Raw genomic sequence first — 21,917 nt, 5'->3', positions numbered from 1 at the left:
ATAACTAAGTAAACTGAAACTCACCCCTTGGTGTCGCTTGGGTATAGCAAGTTATATTTTTTCAGATAGCCACGTAATTGATGATACGTCAAACCCAGTACTTCTGCAGTTTTCTTTTGATTAAATTGGCTATGCTCTAAAGCTTTGTTAATCATTAAAATTTCAAAGTCGTTAGAGAGTTTTTTTAAGTTACATGGAAACTCAGTATTAATAGGCGCTGCACTTGGTAGTGCTTGAGCAACCGGCGCTGCGGCAACCGCTGGCTCAGGAGTATTAATGTTATTATTAACAAAAGCAGTGGGCTTTACTCGTGGTTTTGGCCTAAAACGGCTTTCAAATGGGTCTAAAATAATCTGATGAACGGGGATCTGTTCACTCCCATGGCGATACAAACTGCGCTCAACCACATTTTTTAGCTCTCGAATATTACCAGGCCAATCATAACTAAGCAGTGTTTCTGTGGCACTACGGGTAAAACCGCTAAACAATTGCCACTCTAAATCGCGCGCCATATTCATTGCAAACTGCTCTGCAAGCAGCATTATATCGCCTTGGCGTTCACGCAGTGGGGGAAGGGTTATTACATCAAAAGCCAGGCGGTCGAGCAAATCGCTTCTAAACTCACCTTGCTGTGCTAAATAAGGTAAATCTTCGTTAGTAGCGCACACTAAACGCGTATCTACTTTTATTGTTTGTTTACCGCCTACACGCTCAAATTCACCGTACTCTATTACGCGTAGCAATTTTTCTTGTACCATTTCTGAGGTGTTTGCTAGCTCATCTAAAAATAAAGTACCGCTGTTTGCACGTTCAAAGCGGCCTTCGTGGCGTTTGCTAGCGCCAGTAAAAGCACCACTTTCATGGCCAAATAGTTCACTTTCGAGCAGGTTTTCGTTAAGCGCCGCACAGTTGAGTTTTACATAGTTTTGATCCCAACGTTTAGATAAAAAGTGTAAACGTGCTGCAATTAACTCTTTACCTGTGCCACGCTCACCAATAATAAGCACTGGTTTATCTAGGTTAGCTAACTGCGATACCTGATCAAGTACCGATAAAAAGCTATCAGATTGGCCGAGTAAGTTATCTTGTTGGCGATATTGGCTCATATTTCCTAACTCTTAGTCATTTTTACTAACAGTTAGTGTATTTCATAATGGGGGATAACTAAAGTAATTTGTAATTTGAGTTTAACTCTATGAATAAATTATGTATTTTAACTTTTATAAAGTTGGCAAGCATATTGATACAGTTATAGCAGACAAACTAAGTTTAAATTATAGAGGTAAATGTTATGGGAATTTTTTCACGTTTTGCAGACATTGTTAATTCTAATATCAATGCCATTTTAGATAAAGCAGAAGACCCAGAAAAAATGGTTCGTCTGATTATTCAAGAAATGGAAGACACCTTGGTAGAGGTTCGCTCTACGTCAGCTAAAACACTCGCTGAGCGAAAAGAATTAGTACGTCGCGTTGATACACTTAAAGCGCAAATGAATGATTGGCAAGACAAAGCTGAACTAGCGCTAAGCAAAGATCGTGACGATTTAGCACGTGCCGCTTTACTCGAAAAGCAAAAGTCAGCTGAAGCTGTAGCCTCAGTCGAGGGTGAACTTGAGCATGTAGGCTCACACATCGAAAAGTTACAACAAGAAGTAACCACGCTACAAGAAAAGCTAGCAGATGCTAAAGCTCGTCAAAAAGCGATTATATTACGTCAGCGTTCGGCTGAGTCGCGCCTTGAAGTAAAAAAAGCACTTGATAGCTCAAAGGTAGAAGATGCACTTAATCGTTTTGAGCGTTACGAAACTAAAATAGATGGACTAGAATCTCAAATAGAGTCGTACGATTTAGGCAAAAAAACCTTAGCAGATGAAATTGCCGAACTGCAAAAAAACGAAAAGGTAGACGATGAGTTAGCTGAGCTTAAAAAGAAGCTAGCAGATAAGTAACGTATAGCTAACGCATACCAATAATAATATAAGGGGCCCATGTGCCCCTACTTAAAACACTAATACGGATAGTCAGGAGAGGGTTATGTTTGATCCAGAAATACTCGTAGCACCATTTATTTTATTTATGATTTTTGTAGCGCCATTGTGGTTAATATTGCACTACCGTAGCAAAAAACAAGTAAGCCAAGGGTTAAGTGAACACGAGCATCGCCAGTTATTAGAGCTTGCTCAAAAAGCCGAAAAAATGGCAGACCGAGTCGAAACACTCGAAGCATTACTTGATCAAGAGTCGCCACAGTGGAGGCGTAAAGTATGAGTACCAAACGTGAATTATTAAGAGATCCGCAGCGCGGAAAAATAGCCGGCGTATGCGCTGGGCTAAGCGATTATTTTAATATGGAATTATGGTTAGTTCGTATTATATTTGTTAGTGCGGTATTACTAACTGGCGGCCCTTTATTTGTGGTAGCGTATATTGCAGCCTGGTTTATTTTAGATAAAAAAGAACCCACTAGCGCCTATAAAACAAATTCAACTAACTATGGCGATCCGCTAGAAGTGAAATTTAAAGTATGGCAAAAAGGCGAGCCACCGCGCCGCGCATTGCAAGACTTAAAAGAGCGTTTAACACGCGTAGATACGCGCCTACAAAATATAGAACGCTATGTTACTTCTACTGAATTTACGGTGAGCCGTGAAATTAACAAACTTTAAAGGATTTAATAGCACGGCAACTACACATTAAACAGTAAGTGAAGTGCTAAGTGCTAAACCATTATGAGTCGTACTTCATTTGCAAAAAAGACCTTTACCAGTATTAAAGGCAAAGCACAAAAAGCATTGCATCGCAGCTTAGATCAGCATGTAAAACTGGCTGTAACAGGTTTGAGTGGCAGCGGCAAAACAGCGTTTATTACCGCATTAGTTAAACACTTAACAAGCCAAGCGAGTGATAAAAACCTGCCTTTTTTTGATGTAATGCGCGAGCGCCGTCACATTGCCACTAAAGTAGTGCCGCAAGAGGCGCTTAAAGTGCCCACATTTAATTATACTCGAGCATTAAATGCGTTACTCCCCAGTGACGGCGAGCCAACATGGCCGCCTTCAACCGAGCGCATAAATACGCTGCGTTTAGCTATTAAGTATCAAAGTAACGCTGGGTTGCGTGGCCATTTTTCACCGCAATCAACACTTTATTTAGATATTATTGACTACCCCGGCGAGTGGTTGCTTGATTTACCTATGCTGGAGCAAAGTTATGCACAGTGGTGCGAGCTGCAATATCCGCTATTAACGCAGCATTTGCGGGTACATACCTCAAGTGAGTTTTTAACAGCCGTTGAGCAACTCGACCTAAATGCGCCGGTAGATGAAAGCGCACTTGCGCATATTGCACAGCTTTATCAAAGCATGTTGGTAGGGCTTAAAAAAGACACTAAATTAGCTATGCTGCAACCTGGGCGCATGTTAATGCCAGGCGATTTACAAGGCGCGCCATTGCTATTGTTTTTTCCAGTATCGGGTGAGATAAATAGTAATAACCTAGTTGCAGGCTCTAACTTAGCGCATTTAATTAAACGCTTTAACGCCTACGTTAAAGAAGTTGTAAAGCCTTTTTATAACGAACACTTTCGCCATTTTGATCGCCAAATAGTGTTAGTGGATGTGCTTAGTGCCTTAAACGAAGGGCATGCAACCTTGCAAGAGCAAAGTAGTGTTATTAATCAGTTATTGGCGCACTTTAGTTATGGTGAATCGGGCTTTTTTAAACGCTTATTTAAACCTAATATAGATAAAATATTATTTGCCGCTAATAAATCAGATCATATAACCGCTAAGCATCATAAAGATTTAGCACTATTACTCGACTCATTAGTGCACGAGCAAAGTAATCATTTAAAGTTTGATGGTGTGCAAATAGAAACCATGGCTATGTCGTCAATTACCGCAACACAGCCGCGCCAAGTAACCGACAAAGGCCAAACGCTAGACTGCATTTATGGCAAGCCACTTAACGAGCCTGATTGGCTAACCTACTTACCGCCACAGCCGCCTAATAGAATGCTTAATAAAAGTGAATGGCCAGCGCAAGGGTTTGAGTTTTTATCGTTTTCGCCAATGCCAAGCCCAGATAAGCAGTTAAAACATATTCGATTAGATCATGTGATGCAGTACCTGTTAGGAGACAAGTTAGCATGAGTGAATCAAACCAAGAGTTTCAAGCAGGACGTCGTATAAATATCCAGAGTATGGAGCAAAACGAACCTGAATTGGCGCCTGCAAAAATAATTGAACATGGACAAAGTGATTACCAAGAAGATAATGACGAAGCGCTAGAGCCAGAAATTGACCTAGCGCCAGTATATAAAAAGTCAAAATGGCAAACGCTCAAAGGCATTTTTGTTGTTAGTTTTATAGTGCTGGTATTGCTAGAGTTTGCTTTTTCATTGGTACTGGCTTTTCAACAGTCGATTATTTTAGGCAGTATATATTTAACCGCTGTAGTGAGTGGGGTGTTGCTAATAGGGCGCTTATTATGGCGCGAATACCGAATGCTGCGCAGTTTAAAACGTAACCAGTTACATCGCCATGAAGCCGACAGGCTGTTAAATAGCGAGCAAGTAGGCGGGGCATTACCTTGGCTTGAAAAACTAAATAAACATCAGCAACTTGATAACTTTGAAACTTTTAAAAATCAAGTGGCAACGCATCACAGCGATAAAGAAATAATGACGCTGTACGCCAATAGTTTATTAATAACGCAAGATACCCAAGCTAAAAAGCTAATTAATCGCTTTGCAACTGAATCGGCGTTACTAGTTGCGCTTAGCCCGCTGGCGCTGGTGGATATGATGGCTGTGCTGTGGCGTGGTACTAAGTTAATAGAGCAAATAGGAAAAATTTACGGGATTGGTTTTGGTTACGCAAGTCGCATAAAACTGTATCGCATGCTAATAAAGCAAGTAATGTTTGTGGGCAGTGCCGAGCTTATTTCTGATTTAGCTGCAACCGCGCTAAGCGCCGAGTTATTAGGTAAGCTTTCAGGGCGAGCAGCACAGGGCTTAAGTGCCGGTATATTTACCGCGCGCATTGGCTACAAAGCAATGGAACTAAGCCGCCCATTACCTCGGCTTGAAAATAAACGCAATTTATTAAAAAGTACGGTACAAAATATTGCTAGTAAAATTATTAGCCGTAAAAAGCCCGAGACAACGGAATAAGCAGTATTAAGAAATACTTGGCAATATTTATGTACAGCTAAAAGTATAAATATTGCACAAGTAGCCATCTGAGCATCCGGGATGCTTGTGCTTTGAATGCCCATACGTTTTGATTGAAGGCTAATACCCAATAACAATCAAAATAAGAGAGTATTCAATGAGCAAGCATCATATAAACACCCAATGTATTCACGGCCCGCAAAAAGCAAACGACCCTCACGGCGCACTCACTTCTCCTTTGTATCAAACCTCAACTTTTCATTTTGAAAATGCAGCGCAAGGTGCAGCACGTTTTGCTGGCGATGAGCCGGGCTATATTTATACCCGCCTAGGCAACCCAACTACTACCGAGCTCGAACAAAAAGTAGCGCAATTAGAGGGCTGTGAAGCGGCTGCAGCAACGGCAACTGGTATGGGGGCGGTATCGGCCTCAGTACTTAGCTTTTTATCGCAAGGGGATCATTTAATTGCATCGAGTGCTTTATATGGGTGTACCTTTGCGTTTTTCTCGCACATGTTGCCGCGCTGGGGAATAGAAGTCACCTTTGTTGATATGACCAACGAGGATGAACTACGCGCTGCAATTAAACCCAATTCAAAAATGATATTTGTAGAAACGCCCATTAACCCCACTATGGCGGTTATCGATTTAGCATTAATTGGCGCCGTTGCAAAGCAGCACAACTTAATTAGCGTGGTCGACAACACCTTTTTAACGCCATTACTACAATCACCTAAGCAGTACGGTATCGATATTATAGTACACAGTGCTACCAAATATTTAAACGGCCATGGCGATGTGGTAGCGGGCATTGTATGTGGATCTATGGAGCATATAACGCTAATAAAAATGACGGTGCTTAAAGACATTGGCGCCACTATAAGCCCGCACGATGCTTGGCTTATTAATAGAGGTTTAAAAACCCTCGCCATAAGAATTGAGCGCCACTGTATCAGCGCACAAACAATTGCCGAATACTTAGAAGCGCACCCACAAGTAAGTAAAGTTTACTATCCTGGGCTTAAATCGCACCCTGGATATAAATTTATTGGCAAACAAATGAAAGCGGCAGGCGGTGTTATTGCTTTTGAGCTAAAAGGTAGTTTGCAGCAGGGGGCACAATTCATTGATAGTATGCGGCTTTGTACAATTGCCGTAAGTTTAGGCGACGCTGAAACACTTATTCAACATCCAGCCTCTATGACCCATTCACCTTACACACCAGAGGAAAGGCTCGCTGCAGGTATTAGCGATGGATTAATTAGGCTTTCGGTTGGACTTGAAGATGTTAACGATATTATTACTGATCTTCATCAGGCATTTACTCAAATAAATTAGAGTGTATTTAATTGTGTACGATATTTTGCATCTTTAAAGCTTGTAGTTACTAGGTTGTTTTAAATTGTTTACTTGTGTGTAATTTTAAGTGTACAAGATGGCTGATCGTGGCTAATACAGATGTAGCCCAAGCTATTAAACTTTTGTTCACTTTTGCATAGTATGGCTGCAATCGGTATCCAAGTTACTTGGGTATCACCCTGACACCGGTTTCGGGTTAATCCCAAAGAAGGTACTAATGGCTAAAGCAAGTAAATACACCTCCAAAACACCAGATGAAAATGGCGTTATACATTGGAGCGATGAAGAAAATAAAATTTGGTCTGAGCTCGTAGCGCGCCAACTTGCGTGCATTGAAGGCAAAGCCTGTAACGAATATATGGAAGGTTTAAAAAAAATAAACCTGCCACACGATCGTATTCCGCAACTTAGTGAGTTAAACGAAGTACTGCTAGCCACTACCGGTTGGCAAGTAGCGCCAGTGCCGGCACTTATCGACTTTGATGAGTTTTTTCGGTTACTGGCCAATAAGCAATTTCCGGTGGCGACTTTTATTCGTAGCCGGGATGAGTTTGATTACCTACAAGAACCCGATGTGTTTCATGAAATATTTGGTCACTGCGCTATGCTTACTAACCCTGATTTTGCAGAGTTTACGCATAAATACGGAAAACTTGGCTACGCGGCAGAGAAAAAAGATCGTGTATACCTAGCGCGCATGTACTGGTTTACCGTTGAATTTGGTTTAATGCAAACCGATAATGGTTTGCGTATATACGGCGGTGGTATTTTATCAAGCCCAGGAGAAACCCAGTACGTATACTCAAGCACGCCAGAAATTACGCCAATGAGTGTATTAGATGTGCTGCGTACCCCGTACCGAATTGATATTATGCAACCGCAGTACTACACCATAAATTCGATTCATGATCTGTTTGATATATCGCAAATGGATATAATGGCTTTGGTTGAACAAGCAAAAGAACTTGGCTTGCACGACCCAAAATTTTCACCAAAAGAAAAATTAGCTAGTTAACTTTAATATAAAAAGTAACGCTAAAGATAAGGATTTAAAATGTCTTCATTAAGTGCACAAAAATGCGAAGCCTGTCATGCCGATGCGCCAAAAGTATCAGACGAAGAGCTAGCGCAATTAATTACCAAAATCCCTGATTGGGTACCTGAAGTACGCGATGGCATTATGCAGCTTGAGCGTGTTTACAAATTTAAAAACTTTAAACAAGCTATCGCGTTTACTAACAAAGTAGGCGACATGGCTGAAGACGAAGGCCATCACCCAGGTTTATTAACCGAGTGGGGCAAAGTAACAGTTACTTGGTGGAGCCATTCAATTAAGGGACTACACAAAAACGATTTTATTTGCGCTGCTAAAACAGATGACGTATTTAACGCGCTGTAATACCAAACTAATTGAGCAAACCAACAAAGGCACTTATTTTTAAGTGCCTTTTTGCTTTTTAGGGAAAATAAAAGACCAAACACAGGGAGCTTAGGCTAGCAGGTGGATGTGGGTAGTGAGCAAATTAGGGTTGTTTTTAAGGCATAGAGCAAACGATAAACCTGGTTAGTGATAAAGCCAGCCTGGCTACGATCGCTTTGGATTATTTAGCCCTTAACTATGTGATGCAGATAAGGGCTAAATTGGGTTAGCGCAAATTATTTGTCGGTGTTTAGCATTTCGTCATGCTCAGTCATATCCCAAGGAAGCTCGCCTGGGCTGTTATCTAAAAAGTGCAAATAGTTTTCAAATTGGTCGAGAATATCTTTCACAATATCATCTTCGCTATAGCCAAAAATATCATACGACAAACCACCACGGCGCAAGTATACCTCTGCACGACAATACGTTTCAGTGTTATCTGTTTCAGGTTTTAGCTCAGAGTGAACAAAACTAGGCATTGCATGCTCTGTTAACCTTATGTCGTATACAAAGTCCATATGTTCATGGCGTAAAACAGTTAAGTGCGCGCGACATAAGTCGGCATCAAATACTACTTCAGCATGCCATTGTCGAGATTTTAATTCGGCTTGCACTTCTTTCATCGCTTTAGTCACTACTTGGTCAATAAAGTTATGTACTTTGCTTTTGTTTGGGTAGTCGATCATGGCTGCTAAACGGCGTTTCCAATGCGATAAATTTAAGTTTCTGCCGTTTAAAGTATGTGCTTGTAAACTGGTATCGCGATGCCCTTCAATTACAAGCGCACGCCATAGGCCAACAGTGGCAATTAGCATAATAATAGCAAAGGGTAATGCACTGGCTATTGTCATAGTTTGCAGTGCGCTGAGCCCGCCTGCCAGTAATAAAGCTGCAGCAACCGCACCTTCAAGAACCGCCCAAAATACCCGCTGCCATGCAGGAGTGTTTGCATTACCACCTGAAGCTAATGAATCAATAACGAGTGAGCCAGAGTCAGACGAGGTAACAAAGAAGGTGATAATTAAAAATACCGTTAATAGCGAAATAAAGAATGACCAAGGTAATACTTCAAATAATTGAAATAGCGCTACGGCATGGTTCGCTTGCACATCAGTAATTAAAGTGTCTAAGCCTTCATTCATGATTAAATTGAGAGCCGTATCACCAAATATCGAAAACCATAAAAATGTGAATATGGTGGGCACTAACATTACCCCAACAACAAATTGCCTGATGGTGCGACCACGGCTAATTTTTGCGATAAACATACCCACAAAAGGTGCCCAGGCAATTGTCCAGCCAAATATAAATAAGGTCCAGTTACCTATCCAGTCGCTGCGACTATAAGCTTGCAAGTTAAAGGTACGCTCAACAATACCGCTTAAGTAACTGCCAGTATTTTGTAAAAAAGATTCTAAAATATGAATGCTAGGACCAATAAAAAATACAAACATCATTAAAGATATTGCCAAGGTCATATTCAAAATAGATAAGCGCTTAACGCCTTTATCCATACCCGCTACCACAGAGAGGGTTGCTGCTGCGGTTATAATGGCAATGGCTGATATTTGCACTGTGGTATTTATAGGAATGCTTGGCCATAAATAATGTAGGCCCGCATTTATTTGCGTTACCGATAACCCCAAGGTCGTGGCTATACCAAATAGAGTACCTAAAATAGCAAATATATCGACCGCGTGACCAATTGGGCCATAAATTCTATCGCCAATTAAAGGATATAACGCTGAGCGAATTGATAGGGGCAAACCATGACGAAAAGCAAAGTAGGCAAGTACTAAACCTACAATTCCGTATATTGCCCATATATGAAATCCCCAATGGAAAAATGCAATTTGCATTGCTTGTTTAGCAGCGTTAACTGTTTCTGCCGCACCCGAAGGTGGAGATGCATAATGCAATACAGGCTCAGCAACACCAAAGTAGAGCAGTGCAACACCGTAGCCTGCAGAAAATAACATAGCAAACCACTCTGCAAAGCTATATTGCGGCTCTGAGTGATCGGGCCCTAGCTTTATGTTTCCCCAACTAGAGGCGGCAACAGAGACTATAAATACTAAAAATATAGCGACAGATAACATATAAAACCAGCCAAAGGTTTCTGTTATCCAAGTAAGGGCGATACTGAATGCTTTACCAGCAAGTTCAGGGTTACTGCTCGTACCTATCACTAAAAGGAGAATGATGAATACGGCAGGCAAAAATACGGGGAGTAAAATAGTTGAGCGTAAAGCTTTTGTTGTCATATTAGTCCTTAATATTTATTGCTAACTTTAATGTATGCTTAACTACCTTATTATATTCTGGGTGTGCTTGGCTAATTTAATTACTTTTAGCTACTTCAAGTAAAGTAAACTGGTCTAAGCATTATTTATTCAAAGTACCTTTTTGCTTTTTTATTACATATTTAATAGCATGGTTAAAACAATTAAAAAAACAGCCTTAATGACCCTATCTCGTTATCACCTTGCAGCGCTAATTATTACAGTGACCTTTATAGACTCGATGTTTATTCCGCCTGTATTTGGCATACAGTGGCACAGCCAAAAATTTACCTATGAGTTGTCTACTTACCTAGTTTGGATAAAGCAGATATTGGTAAGTATTGCTACTTATGTGTTGATAAAAAGCATCAGTAAAACAAGCAAACATACTGTTCAAGCAAAATTAGTTAGCTTGCTATTGTTTATAATGGCAGGGTTGCAAATTGTAGCACTTGGGCTTACATGTATTTGGTATGCCATTGTTGGCAGTCAAGCGCAATTTTATCAGCAGCAGGAAAATATAGTAGCGTATACCAGCGATGTAGGTGCATTTGGCAGTGCGTATCATCACTTTGGTTATCAGTGTGTGGGTGAATATGGTTTTTATACATACACGCCAATAGCCACTATCGATTGGTTACGGGACATGTCATTTTATGAGAAAAACAATCAGCTAATTATTCGTTATTATGATTTTAAAACGAAAACTCAGCAGGTAAAACAAATAGACTTACACGGCTTGAGTTGTAATGGGTGATTGAAATACACAATGCTGGCTAAATAAAAAGCGCTAAACCCACAAGGGCTTAGCGCTTTTAAATATACAATTAAAGTTCAGCTAAAACACTTAACTTTAAAGTGTCGTTGGGTTTCGCTGCGCTCTACCCAACCTACTTAACTATTCATCATCAATTGAGCGGAGCAGGGCGTTGATGCCTACTTTTTCGCGTGTTTGCTGATCTACTTTTTTCACTATAATTGCAGCGTACAGGCTGTGGCTACCGTCTTTTGATGGTAGCGCACCAGGGACTACTACTGCGCCTGCTGGAACGCGGCCGTAGTGAATTTCACCGGTTTCACGGTCATAAATACGGGTACTTTGGCTGATGTAAACGCCCATTGAAATTACCGCGCCTTCTTCAACAATTACACCCTCTACTATTTCAGAGCGTGCGCCAATAAAACAGTTGTCTTCGATGATGGTTGGGTTGGCTTGTAATGGCTCTAAAACACCGCCTATGCCTACGCCACCCGATAAGTGTACGTTCTTACCAATTTGTGCACACGAGCCTACAGTAGCCCATGTATCAACCATGGTGCCGTCGTCAACGTATGCGCCAATGTTTACATACGATGGCATAAGTACCACGTTTTTACCTACAAAGCTGCCTTTACGCGCAACAGCATTAGGCACTACGCGCATGCCGCCTTGTTTAAATTGCTCCGGCGTGTAGTCGCTAAATTTAAGTGGTACTTTGTCGTAAAACTGATTTACGCCATCGTCCATTGCTTGGTTTTCGCGAATACGGAACGACAGTAAAACCGCTTTTTTAAGCCATTGATGTACTACCCATTCACCCGATATTTTTTCAGCAACGCGTGCTGCGCCACTGTCTAGCAGGTCAAGCGCGTCAATAATGGCTTGCTTTACTTCAACAGATACTGTGCTTGGGCTAATGCTATCGCGGTTATCCCAGGCGTTTTCGATCATCGTTTTTAAATCTGACATAGTGTCCTCTTATTCGGTTTCTGCGTTGAGTTTTTTACGCAATGCTTGATGAATTTTGGCTTGTTCTTCGTCTGTAAGTGCTTGGTACTCGTTATTAGAGACCACGAAGAAATCTTCTGCGCGCTGCCCCACTGTGGTAATACGCGCAGCGTGTATGTGTAATAAGTGTGCTTGAAAAACTTCGGCTATTTTAGTCAATAAACCGGGTATATCAATTGCTTGGATTTCAATTAGGCTGCGATCTTTACGCGGATGCGGGCGCAGCACAATTTTAGGTTTTATATTAAAGTCTTTAAAGCGTTGCGAGCGATTCTTTTTAAAGCGAATTTTTTTACGCGGCTCAAACAAGGCTTGCTCTAGGGCGCGTTTAATTGATTGTGCTCTGCCACTGGCAATTGGCTCGCCATTTACTTCTAAAATAACAAAGTTAAATAGTACGTAGCCATCTTTGGTGGTAAGTACTTGCGCGTGCTGTATTTGCGCTTTTTTAGAACCAATAACACTCACTAAGCGGGCAAATAAAGGCCCAGAGTAAGGGCTGTATACAAATACTTGGGTGCCACCGTGCATCGCTTTATTTGATACGATAACACTCGGTTGACTTAAATCTTCGCTATTAACTAAATGCTGGCTGTGCCATGAAATTTGCTGTTCGCTAAAAGCGGTAAAGTAATTGGCTTTAAAGCGGCTCCAAATTAAATCAATTTGGTCTTCCATGTAGCCTAAGTTGAGTAATCGCTGTTTAGCTTGATGCTTTTTGTCGCGAATTTGGTCGCGTTGATCCATTGGATTTTCAAGCCCTAAACGCAGTGCGTGTTGCGTATGTAAGTAAAGCTCACGCAGCAGGGTGTTTTTCCAATCGTTCCATAAATTGTCGTTGGTGGCACGTATATCGGCAACGGTTAAGCAATATAAATAATCAAGTTGGCGCTCTGTTTTTACTCGTGTGGCAAAGTCTTTAATAACTCCAGGGTCGTTTATATCTTTACGTTGTGCGGTAACCGACATAAGTAAATGATTACTAACCAGCCATGCGATTAGTTTACCATCGGCGACAGAAAAGGCATGTAACTTTGCAAAGGCTAGTGCGTCAACAGCGCCCAGCTCTGAGTGGTCGCCACCACGGCCTTTGGCTATGTCATGAAATATACCCGCTAAATAAAGTAGCTCAGGTTTATCCATACGAGTGACTATTTCACTACAAATAGGAAATTCGCTGACACCGGTTTTATCAAAGTACTGATAAATATTATTTATTAATCTGTGGGTGTGCTCATCTACTGTGTAGGCATGAAATAAGTCAAATTGCATTTGCCCAAATATGTTTCGCCACTGCGGTAAATAAGCAGCCAGCATGCCGTGTTTATGCATTAAGGTAAACGCACGGCCCATACCATTGGGGTGCTTTATAAGACGTAAAAAAGCTTCGCGACAGGCAGCGTAATCTTGTAAGTCGCCTAGTAAACGGCGGCGCACTTGGCGAATAGTGCGAATAGTGCTGGGATAAATGTGCGTTATTTCTGGGTTGTCGGCAATATGCTCAAATAACATAAAAAGCTGATCGCGCCTAAAAAATACCGATGGGCTTTTTACTTTAATTTGATTGCCAATACGCTCAAAATTGCGATCAAGCTCTTGAATAATAGGTTGATGGTGTTTTGGCGAAATACTTTGTTCAAAGTACGCCAGTAGCATCAGGTTTAGTTCGCGTACGCGGCTCATTATTCTAAACAAACGCTTCATCATGCGCTCAACTGACGATTTACCATCGCTACCAAACCCCAGAATTTCGGCGGCTTGCGGTTGGTGATCAAACAGTAAGCGGTTTTCTGAACGCCCAGCAGCCAAATGCAGCGCAAAACGAATATTCCATAAGTTTTCTAGGCACTCTGAAAGCTCTTGAAACTCTTCGTGAGTAAGGTAGCCATGGCTAATAAGCTCTTGTAGGGTTTCTGCTCTAAAGTGTTTTTTAGCAACCCAAATAATGGTTTGCAGATCGCGCAGGCCACCGGGGTTTTCTTTTATGTTAGGTTCGAGATTATACGCTGTGCCGTGGCATTTTCGGTGGCGTAAATGTTGCTCTTGTACTTTGGCTAAAAAAAACTCATTTGAGCGCCACACTGGCGTGTCAATTATGTGGTTTTTTAGCTTTTCAAATTCTATATGATTACCAAAAATAAGCCGGCTTTCTAATAAGCTGGTGGCAAAGGTAACGTCTTCACGTTTTTGCTCTATGGCTTGCGCTATAGTGCGAACACTGTGCCCAATCTCTAAATTGAGATCCCAAAGCATGGTAACAAACTGACCTATTTTTTCGCTGATTTCAGCGTTTGGTTGTTGTGTTACTAGTAGCAAAAAGTCGATGTCGGAATAGGGGTGTAATTCACCTCGTCCATAACCACCTACGGCTATAAGTGCTAGGTCGGGTTCGTGCGCTAAATCATAAACATGAAACAGTTTGATCAGCAAACGATCTATGAATTCAGCCCTGGCATTAATTAAATTACCAACCGGTTGTTTAGAAAACTCATTAAAAAGCCATTTATAAAAATAGCTAGAACAATCGCGATAATCACTAAGTTGCTCTGCGTCGCTAAGCAACTTTTTTACTTTGTTGGGTAATGCCACCGGGGCTGATTCCTTATTTATACGAGTTCATTTTGATAAATAAATAGCTATCAAGTTGAACGGGTATTTTAATGCTCAATGATCCTGTCGATTGTATCATCTGATCGTAGCGTTAAAATTTCAACACCATTTTCAGTTACTAACAAAGTATGTTCCCACTGGGCTGACAAGCTACGGTCACGTGTAACCACAGTCCAATCATCTTTAAGTAGTTTACATTGGCGTTTGCCCGCATTGACCATAGGCTCAATAGTTAAACACATGCCGGCTTTTAATACTTCGCCAGTACCTGCTTTGCCATAGTGCATTACTTGTGGCTCTTCGTGAAACCCTGCGCCAATACCATGGCCACAGTATTCACGAACAATTGAGTAGTTGAAGCTTTCAGCATATTTTTGAATTGCTTCGCCAATATCGCCTAAACGCACACCTGGTTTTACCATTTTAATAGCAATGTAGAGGCTTTCTTGTGTTACTTCTGCAAGGCGTTTACCTTGAATGTTAGGGGTACCAACATGGAACATTTTAGAAGTGTCGCCGTGGTAGCCATCTTTAATTATGGTAACGTCAATATTAATACTGTCGCCATCTTTTAATGGCTTTTCGTTTGGAATACCATGGCAAATAACATGGTTTACAGAGGTGCAAACTGATTTTGGAAAACCATGATAATTTAATGGAGCAGGGATTGCTTTTTGCACATTAACAATATAATCATGACAAATTGTATTTAGCTCATCGGTGGTCACGCCCGGCACTACATATGGGCCGATCATTTCAAGTACATCTGCCGCTAAGCGCCCAGCTACGCGCATTTTCTCTATTTCTTCAGGGGTCTTAATAATAGCGCTCATTGAAGCTCCAAAGTTGAGTTTTTAACATTTATCGCCGCACAATTTTTGCACGCGATGTTGAGTATTTAATTTTAATATGGTATAAAGCGCGCCGTCTTTTTACAAATAAATTCTTTAATGATTTTTTGTATTTAAGGCAAACACAATTTTATTTTAACACACACACGTATCGTCACATACACTTGGGTGCATTAGAAGTTTAAATACTTCGGTGTTGGTGCTATGGGATATGTGGAGGCCTAACCCTAAACAACTATAGAGGATCTATAAAATGGCAAACGTTTCAATGCGCGATATGCTTCAAGCTGGTGTTCACTTTGGTCACCAAGCACGTTACTGGAACCCTAAGATGAAGCCTTTCATCTTCGGCACACGTAACCGTGTACATATCATCAACCTTGAGCAAACTGTACCAATGTTCAACACTGCACTTAAGTTTTTATCTGGTGCTGCTGCAAACAAAGGTAAAGTTCTTTTCGTTGGTACTAAGCGTGCAGCAAGCGAAGCAGTGAAAGAATCTGCAATCGCAAGCGACCAGTACTATGTAAACCACCGTTGGTTAGGTGGCATGTTGACTAACTGGAAAACAGTTCGTCAATCAATCAAGCGTCTTAAAGACCTTGAAATACAAAGCCAAGACGGTACTTTCGAGAAGTTAACTAAGAAAGAAACGTTAATGCTTAACCGCGAAATGGAAAAGCTTGAGAAGAGCCTTGGCGGAATCAAGAACATGGGCGGTCTTCCAGACGCGCTTTTCGTTATTGATGCTGACCACGAGCACATTGCTATCCGTGAAGCTAACAACCTAGGTATTCCGGTTGTTGCAATTGTTGATACTAACTCGAACCCAGATGGCGTTGATTTCATCGTACCTGGTAACGATGATGCTATCCGTGCGGTAAGTCTGTACACTAACGCTGTTGCAACTGCGATCACTGAAGGCCGTGAGAACACACTTGTTGCTCAAGCTGAAAAAGACGATTTCGTAGAAGCTGAGTAATTAGCTGTCTTCAAGTCTTCATCTTTTAAAGGTGAAGACTTGCTATTCTTGTAGAGCGGGTAACCCGCTTATCTAAACCTGATTCAGATTTGAGGAATTACTAATGGCTGTAACTACTGCCCTAGTTAAAGAATTACGCGAGCGTACTGGCGCTGGCATGATGGATTGTAAAAAAGCGTTAACTGAAACTGATGGCGACATCGAGTTAGCGATTGAAAACATGCGTAAAAGTGGCGCGGCTAAAGCAGCTAAAAAAGCAGGCAATATCGCTGCTGAAGGCGCTATCATTATCAAGAAAAATGGTAATGTTGCAGTGCTAGTTGAAGTTAACTGTCAAACAGACTTCGTAGCTAAAGACGTAAGCTTTTTAGCGTTTGCTGATAAAGTAGCAGAAGCTGCAATTGCAGACACTGTGACTATCGAAGACTTACAAGCTAAGTTTGAAGAAGCACGCGTTGAGCTAGTAACTAAAATTGGTGAAAACATTAACGTACGTCGTCTACAGTACATCACGGGTGAAAACCTAGTTGAGTACCGTCATGGTGATCGTATTGGTGTTGTTGTTGCTGGTGTTGCTGATGAAGAAACACTTAAGCACGTTGCAATGCACGTTGCTGCATCAAGCCCTGAGTACTTAACTCCTTCAGACGTTCCTGCTGATGTTGTAGCTAAAGAACAACAAGTACAAATCGAAATCGCGATGAATGAAGGCAAATCTGCTGAAATCGCTGAGAAGATGGTTGTTGGCCGCATGAAAAAATTCACTGGTGAGGTTTCTCTTACTGGTCAAGCTTTCATCATGGAACCTAAGAAAACTGTTGGCGAAATTCTTAAAGAGAAAAACGCAACAGTTACTAGCTTCGTACGTGTAGAAGTTGGTGAAGGTATCGAAAGAAAAGAAGAAGATTTTGCTGCTGAAGTTGCTGCACAAATCGCTGCTGCTAAAGCTAAATAAGATTAACTATTTGTGTAGGGAGTAAAAAAGACATGCAATTAATGTGTTATTTGCTTTTGCTTCACAGCTAGAAATTCTTTAAAATAACCGCGCTTTTATGTTTAACATAAGCGCGGTTATTTTTTATCCATTTTTTATAAAAGTTGGCCCCAATACTATGACTATCAATCGTAAACCTATTTTTAGACGCGTTCTTCTCAAATTAAGCGGTGAAGCTTTAATGGGAGATGAAGGCTTTGGCATCGACCCTAAAGTGTTAGACCGCATGGCTCAAGAAATTAAAGAGCTCGTAGAGCTCGACGTAGAAGTGGGTTTAGTTATTGGCGGTGGAAATTTTTTACGCGGTGGCTCGTTAGCAGAAGCAGGCATGAATCGTGTTGTTGGCGATCACATGGGTATGCTTGCAACCGTAATGAATGGTTTGGCAATGCGTGATGCGCTGCATCGTGCATTTGTAAACTGTCGTTTAATGTCGGCTATTCCACTTCATGGTATGTGTGATGCGTACAATTGGGCTGAAGCAATTAGTTTATTAAAAACGGGCCGCGTAGTTATTTTTGCAGCCGGTACGGGTAACCCATTTTTCACTACCGACTCAGCAGCCTGTTTACGTGGTATCGAAATTGAAGCCGATACGGTAATTAAAGCGACTAAAGTAGATGGCGTTTACAGTGATGACCCAGTTAAAAATCCAGATGCGACACTTTATCGTCATTTAAGTTACAATGAGATAATTGAGAAAGAATTGAAAGTAATGGATTTAGCGGCATTTACATTAGCACGCGATCATAATATGCCATTGAGCGTATTTAATATGAATAAATCAGGCGCATTAAAACGTGTTATTATGGGTGAAGAAGAGGGAACCCTTATTTCTTCACAAGCCTCAGATGAAGTAATTAAATAGATTAGGATTAAACTGTGATTAACGATATTCAAAAAGATGCGCAAGAGCGCATGCAAAAGAGTGTAGCAGCACTGGGCAGCCAGTTATCTAAGATTCGTACTGGTCGTGCTCATCCTGCATTGCTAGATGGTATTATGGTGTCGTATTATGGCTCGCCAACACCGTTAAACCAAGTTGCTAACGTAACAATTGAAGATTCACGTACACTGGCTATTGGTGTATTTGATAAGTCACTTGCGCAAGCGGTAGAAAAAGCAATAATGGCATCTGACTTAGGTTTAAACCCTATGTCAGCAGGTTCAGTTATTCGTGTACCATTGCCAGCATTGACTGAAGAACGTCGTAAAAACTTAATTAAAATTGTTCGTGGTGAAGTTGAAGGCGGTCGTGTTGCAGTACGTAACATTCGTCGTGACGCGAATGGCGATTTTAAAAACTTATTGAAAGATAAAGATATTTCTGAAGATGAAGCGCGTCAAGCTGAAGAAGCAATTCAAAAGATGACCGATAAATTCATTAAAGAAATGGATACTCAATTAGCAGCTAAAGAAGCTGAGTTGATGGAAATCTAAGAAACTAATACGCTGCACTTGGGGTAATAGATTGAACCTATTGCAAGTAAATTCAACGCAGTTAGCGTTAAAAATAGCCACTTGAAATAGATTTATTATCCCGAGTACAGGTTAAATTTATTAGTTTTGAAACGCCGGCTGGGGTATACTAGGCGGCGTTTTTTTATGGAATACTCAATATTTATGGTTCTAGATGCTGACACAATTTCACAGCAATGTTTACCTAAACATGTAGCTATCATCATGGATGGTAACGGGCGTTGGGCGCAAGCCAGAAATAGACCGCGTGTGTTTGGGCATAAAAAAGGTGTGGACGCAGTTCGTCAATCTGTACAGTTTTGTACTAAATTAGGGATACAATCGTTAACCTTATTTGCTTTTAGTAGTGAGAACTGGCGTCGACCTGAAGACGAAGTAAAAACGTTAATGGAGCTTTTTTTATTTGTACTTAGTAAAGAAGTTAAAAAGCTGCATAAAAACAATGTAAAACTGACCATTATTGGAGACTTATCGCGGTTTTCTGAAAGCTTACGCAGTAAAGTAGATACTGCTCAAAAGCTTACAGCAAATAATACCGGGCTGCATTTAAATGTTGCTGCAAATTACGGTGGACGTTGGGATATGGCTAATGCTGCTAAACAACTTGCAGAGCAAGTTGCACAGGGGCAATTAGACCCAGCCGATATTACAGAAGAGCGTATAGCACAGTACATGAGTATGGCAGATCAGGCCGAGCCTGATTTACTAATTCGTACTGGTGGCGATGTCAGAATTAGTAACTTTTTACTCTGGCAAGCAGCTTACGCTGAACTTTACTTTACCGACACACTGTGGCCTGATTTTAATGAAGCAGCATTTGCTGAGGCCATAGCGTGTTACGTTGCCAGAGAGCGACGATTTGGTTGTACGGGCGAACAAATAAAACAATTACTCGCTCAAACCTAAATAGAATAAGGGTCATAATTTTGTTAAAACAACGCATTCTAACCTCACTCGTGCTAGCACCATTAGCGCTTGCTTTGGTTTTTTACACCCCACTGACATTATTTAGTTATTTTGCGGGTGCAATTGTATTAATGGGCGCATGGGAATGGTCTGCTTTTATGGGGCTGTGCAATAAACTTAAGCGCAGCGCTTTTGTACTTTTAGTTGCCGCTTTGCTTGCGTTACTAAACCTGCACTGGCCAATCGAATCACTTTGGCAAGATGGAAAATTAGTTGGTGATGCAAATTACTTATTTACGCTGTCGTTTGCATGGTGGATTGTTGCTAGTTATTTAGTATGGCGCTACCCAGAAATGGCTAAAGCATGGAACGAAGGCATAGTAATGCGCGGTATTGCCGGATTACTAACGTTAGTGCCTTTATGGTTAGCCCTAAATACGCTGCGCAGTGCGCAATATACCGAATCTAGTCATTTTGGCTCTATGCTTATTTTAGTGGTTTTAGGAATCGTATGGAGCGCCGATATTGGTGCCTACTTTACAGGTAAAAGCTTTGGTAAGCGTAAGCTCATGCCAAAAGTAAGCCCAAATAAAACTATTGAAGGTTTAGCCGGCGGCGTTGTCGCTGCAGTTATATTTGTGCTTACATTTTGTCATTTTACCGACGTAGATTTAATTGTATGGCCAATTTACGCCATTATGACTGTGTTTATTGCCTTGTTTTCAGCGGTGGGTGATTTGCTTGAAAGCATGTTTAAACGCGAAGCAGGACTTAAAGACAGCGGTAATTGCTTGCCAGGACATGGCGGGATTTTAGATCGTATTGATAGCCTAACCGCAGCCGCACCTATGTTTGTAATGTGTTATGCGTGGACTTTGAGTTTATGAGTGAAAAGCAGCAACTGGTAATTCTAGGGGCTACAGGCTCTATTGGCCTTAATACCTTAGATGTTGTGGCAAGAAATACTCAGCAGTTTAGTATTTTTGCATTAGCTGCTGGGAAAAATGCTAAAAAAATGGCTGAGCTATGCATTGCGCATCAGCCACGCTATGGCGTTATGGCAACACAAAGCGCTGCTAAGCAATTGTCGTTATATTTAAGTAATACGCCATGTAAAACGCAGATAATGCATGGTGAGCAGGCTATGAGCGAGCTGTGTGGGCATCCAGAGGTTGATGCTGTCATGTCGGCAATTGTCGGTGCTGCAGGGTTATTGCCGACGTTAAGCGCAGTAGAAGCCGGAAAAAAAGTACTGCTCGCCAATAAAGAATCTTTGGTAATGTCGGGTCAGTTGTTTATTGATAAAGTAAAACAACACAAAGCGACATTGCTACCAATAGACAGTGAACATAACGCTATTTTTCAATGTTTACCGTACTCTCTACAAAATGCGCAAGGCGATCAACACCTGCAATCTCATGGCGTAAGTAAAATATTACTTACCGGATCAGGCGGCCCATTTTTAACCCGTGATATAAATACCCTTAAAGGTGTAACCATAGCAGAAGCCGTGGCGCACCCTAATTGGTCTATGGGACAAAAAATATCGGTAGATTCAGCCACCATGATGAACAAAGGGCTTGAGTTTATTGAAGCTAAATGGCTGTTTAACTGCGACCCGAGTGATATTGATGTGGTTATTCATCCACAGAGTATAATTCATTCTATGGTGCAATATCACGACGGCTCAATTTTAGCGCAAATGGGTAACCCTGATATGCGTACCCCAATTGCCCATGCATTAGCTTACCCTGAGCGCATAAATGCAGGGGTTAAGCCGTTAAACTTTTCAGATATTAGTGACTTTTCGTTCACTAAACCTGACTTTTCTCGTTACCCTAATTTACAACTAGCGATTGATGCGTGTAGCGCAGGGCAAGGCGCAACAACGACAGTGAATGCCGCAAACGAGATCGCGGTAAGTGCATTTTTAAATGGTGAAATTGGTTTTACCGATATATACACAATAAATGCACAGACTCTCGAAGCGGCCACGTACACCAATGTGCAAAGCTTAGATGAAATTTTAGAGTGCGATAGATTAGCGCGTTTAAGCGCATCGCAGTTTATAACAAAAGTGACGCATTAAT

Annotated in this window: 21 protein-coding genes; 16 read left to right on the top strand and 5 right to left on the bottom strand. The window is 41.2% G+C overall.

The window, feature by feature from the left end; all coding sequences use genetic code 11:
• Positions 1-20: 20 nt before the first annotated feature.
• Entirely contained in the window at positions 21-1,106 is a 1,086-nt protein-coding gene (pspF, locus tag RB215_RS10055) for a phage shock protein operon transcriptional activator (RefSeq protein WP_309216310.1), read from the bottom strand.
• Between the two features lie 185 nt (positions 1,107-1,291).
• Between pspF and pspA the strand changes: the two genes are divergently transcribed.
• The 8 genes from pspA (at position 1,292) to RB215_RS10015 (ending at position 7,934) form a co-directional block, all read left to right on the top strand.
• Positions 1,292-1,951, top strand: a complete 660-nt coding sequence (pspA, locus tag RB215_RS10050; protein WP_041454499.1) for a phage shock protein PspA — start codon at positions 1,292-1,294, stop codon at positions 1,949-1,951.
• Between the two features lie 85 nt (positions 1,952-2,036).
• Entirely contained in the window at positions 2,037-2,270 is a 234-nt protein-coding gene (gene pspB, locus RB215_RS10045; RefSeq protein WP_011328706.1) for an envelope stress response membrane protein PspB, read from the top strand.
• Positions 2,267-2,668 carry an envelope stress response membrane protein PspC gene (gene pspC, locus RB215_RS10040; protein ID WP_011328705.1) on the top strand — a complete coding sequence of 134 codons (402 nt, stop codon included), beginning with the start codon at positions 2,267-2,269 and terminating at the stop codon, positions 2,666-2,668. Before pspB ends, pspC begins: the two co-directional genes overlap by 4 nt.
• A gap of 63 nt (positions 2,669-2,731) precedes the next feature.
• Positions 2,732-4,153 (top strand): YcjX family protein, encoded by a 1,422-nt coding sequence (locus RB215_RS10035; protein ID WP_086997937.1) that lies wholly within the window; start codon positions 2,732-2,734, stop codon positions 4,151-4,153.
• Positions 4,150-5,175: a YcjF family protein gene (locus RB215_RS10030; RefSeq protein ID WP_309216309.1), complete on the top strand. Its 1,026-nt coding sequence runs from the start codon at positions 4,150-4,152 to the stop codon at positions 5,173-5,175. The genes RB215_RS10035 and RB215_RS10030 overlap by 4 nt, the downstream gene beginning before the upstream one ends.
• 157 nt (positions 5,176-5,332) lie before the next feature.
• Positions 5,333-6,514: a methionine gamma-lyase gene (gene megL, locus RB215_RS10025; RefSeq protein ID WP_182677460.1), complete on the top strand. Its 1,182-nt coding sequence runs from the start codon at positions 5,333-5,335 to the stop codon at positions 6,512-6,514.
• Between the two features lie 238 nt (positions 6,515-6,752).
• A complete protein-coding gene (phhA, locus tag RB215_RS10020; RefSeq protein WP_011328701.1) occupies positions 6,753-7,550 on the top strand; it encodes a phenylalanine 4-monooxygenase in 798 nt (265 codons plus the stop codon).
• 39 nt (positions 7,551-7,589) lie between these two features.
• Positions 7,590-7,934 (top strand): 4a-hydroxytetrahydrobiopterin dehydratase, encoded by a 345-nt coding sequence (locus tag RB215_RS10015; RefSeq protein ID WP_011328700.1) that lies wholly within the window; start codon positions 7,590-7,592, stop codon positions 7,932-7,934.
• A gap of 257 nt (positions 7,935-8,191) precedes the next feature.
• On the opposite strand, the gene RB215_RS10010 is transcribed toward RB215_RS10015, so the two are convergent.
• Entirely contained in the window at positions 8,192-10,219 is a 2,028-nt protein-coding gene (locus RB215_RS10010; protein WP_086997940.1) for a BCCT family transporter, read from the bottom strand.
• A 199-nt stretch (positions 10,220-10,418) separates the two neighbouring features.
• Between RB215_RS10010 and RB215_RS10005 the strand changes: the two genes are divergently transcribed.
• Entirely contained in the window at positions 10,419-10,994 is a 576-nt protein-coding gene (locus RB215_RS10005) for a hypothetical protein (protein WP_309216307.1), read from the top strand.
• 141 nt (positions 10,995-11,135) lie between these two features.
• Here the strand turns inward: RB215_RS10005 and dapD are convergent, their stop codons facing one another.
• From dapD to map, 3 genes are all read right to left on the bottom strand, one after another.
• Positions 11,136-11,966 carry a 2,3,4,5-tetrahydropyridine-2,6-dicarboxylate N-succinyltransferase gene (dapD, locus tag RB215_RS10000; RefSeq protein WP_011328697.1) on the bottom strand — a complete coding sequence of 277 codons (831 nt, stop codon included), beginning with the start codon at positions 11,964-11,966 and terminating at the stop codon, positions 11,136-11,138.
• 9 nt (positions 11,967-11,975) lie between these two features.
• A complete protein-coding gene (gene glnD, locus RB215_RS09995) occupies positions 11,976-14,594 on the bottom strand; it encodes a [protein-PII] uridylyltransferase (RefSeq protein WP_011328696.1) in 2,619 nt (872 codons plus the stop codon).
• A gap of 68 nt (positions 14,595-14,662) precedes the next feature.
• Entirely contained in the window at positions 14,663-15,448 is a 786-nt protein-coding gene (map, locus tag RB215_RS09990; RefSeq protein WP_089368556.1) for a type I methionyl aminopeptidase, read from the bottom strand.
• Between the two features lie 271 nt (positions 15,449-15,719).
• Between map and rpsB the strand changes: the two genes are divergently transcribed.
• The 7 genes from rpsB to ispC all read left to right on the top strand — a co-directional run bounded on the left by rpsB (position 15,720) and on the right by ispC (position 21,916).
• On the top strand, positions 15,720-16,448 hold the full coding sequence (gene rpsB / locus RB215_RS09985; RefSeq protein WP_011328694.1) for a 30S ribosomal protein S2: 729 nt from the start codon (positions 15,720-15,722) through the stop codon (positions 16,446-16,448).
• Between the two features lie 103 nt (positions 16,449-16,551).
• Positions 16,552-17,403 carry a translation elongation factor Ts gene (tsf, locus tag RB215_RS09980; protein ID WP_011328693.1) on the top strand — a complete coding sequence of 284 codons (852 nt, stop codon included), beginning with the start codon at positions 16,552-16,554 and terminating at the stop codon, positions 17,401-17,403.
• Between the two features lie 157 nt (positions 17,404-17,560).
• Positions 17,561-18,310 (top strand): UMP kinase, encoded by a 750-nt coding sequence (gene pyrH / locus RB215_RS09975; RefSeq protein WP_011328692.1) that lies wholly within the window; start codon positions 17,561-17,563, stop codon positions 18,308-18,310.
• A gap of 50 nt (positions 18,311-18,360) precedes the next feature.
• Positions 18,361-18,882 (top strand): ribosome recycling factor, encoded by a 522-nt coding sequence (gene frr, locus RB215_RS09970; protein WP_011328691.1) that lies wholly within the window; start codon positions 18,361-18,363, stop codon positions 18,880-18,882.
• 165 nt (positions 18,883-19,047) lie between these two features.
• A complete protein-coding gene (locus RB215_RS09965; RefSeq protein WP_011328690.1) occupies positions 19,048-19,827 on the top strand; it encodes an isoprenyl transferase in 780 nt (259 codons plus the stop codon).
• A gap of 20 nt (positions 19,828-19,847) precedes the next feature.
• A complete protein-coding gene (locus RB215_RS09960) occupies positions 19,848-20,714 on the top strand; it encodes a phosphatidate cytidylyltransferase (protein ID WP_011328689.1) in 867 nt (288 codons plus the stop codon).
• Complete coding sequence (ispC, locus tag RB215_RS09955) at positions 20,711-21,916, top strand: 1-deoxy-D-xylulose-5-phosphate reductoisomerase (protein WP_309216305.1); 1,206 nt, start codon at positions 20,711-20,713, stop codon at positions 21,914-21,916. Before RB215_RS09960 ends, ispC begins: the two co-directional genes overlap by 4 nt.
• Position 21,917 lies beyond the last annotated feature (1 nt).

The sequence above is a fragment of the Pseudoalteromonas sp. HL-AS2 genome, from assembly GCF_031198805.1.
GTDB classification, from domain to species: domain Bacteria; phylum Pseudomonadota; class Gammaproteobacteria; order Enterobacterales; family Alteromonadaceae; genus Pseudoalteromonas; species Pseudoalteromonas nigrifaciens.
Note: the sequence above shows the minus strand (reverse complement) of the source record. Positions and strands in the feature narration are given on the sequence as shown.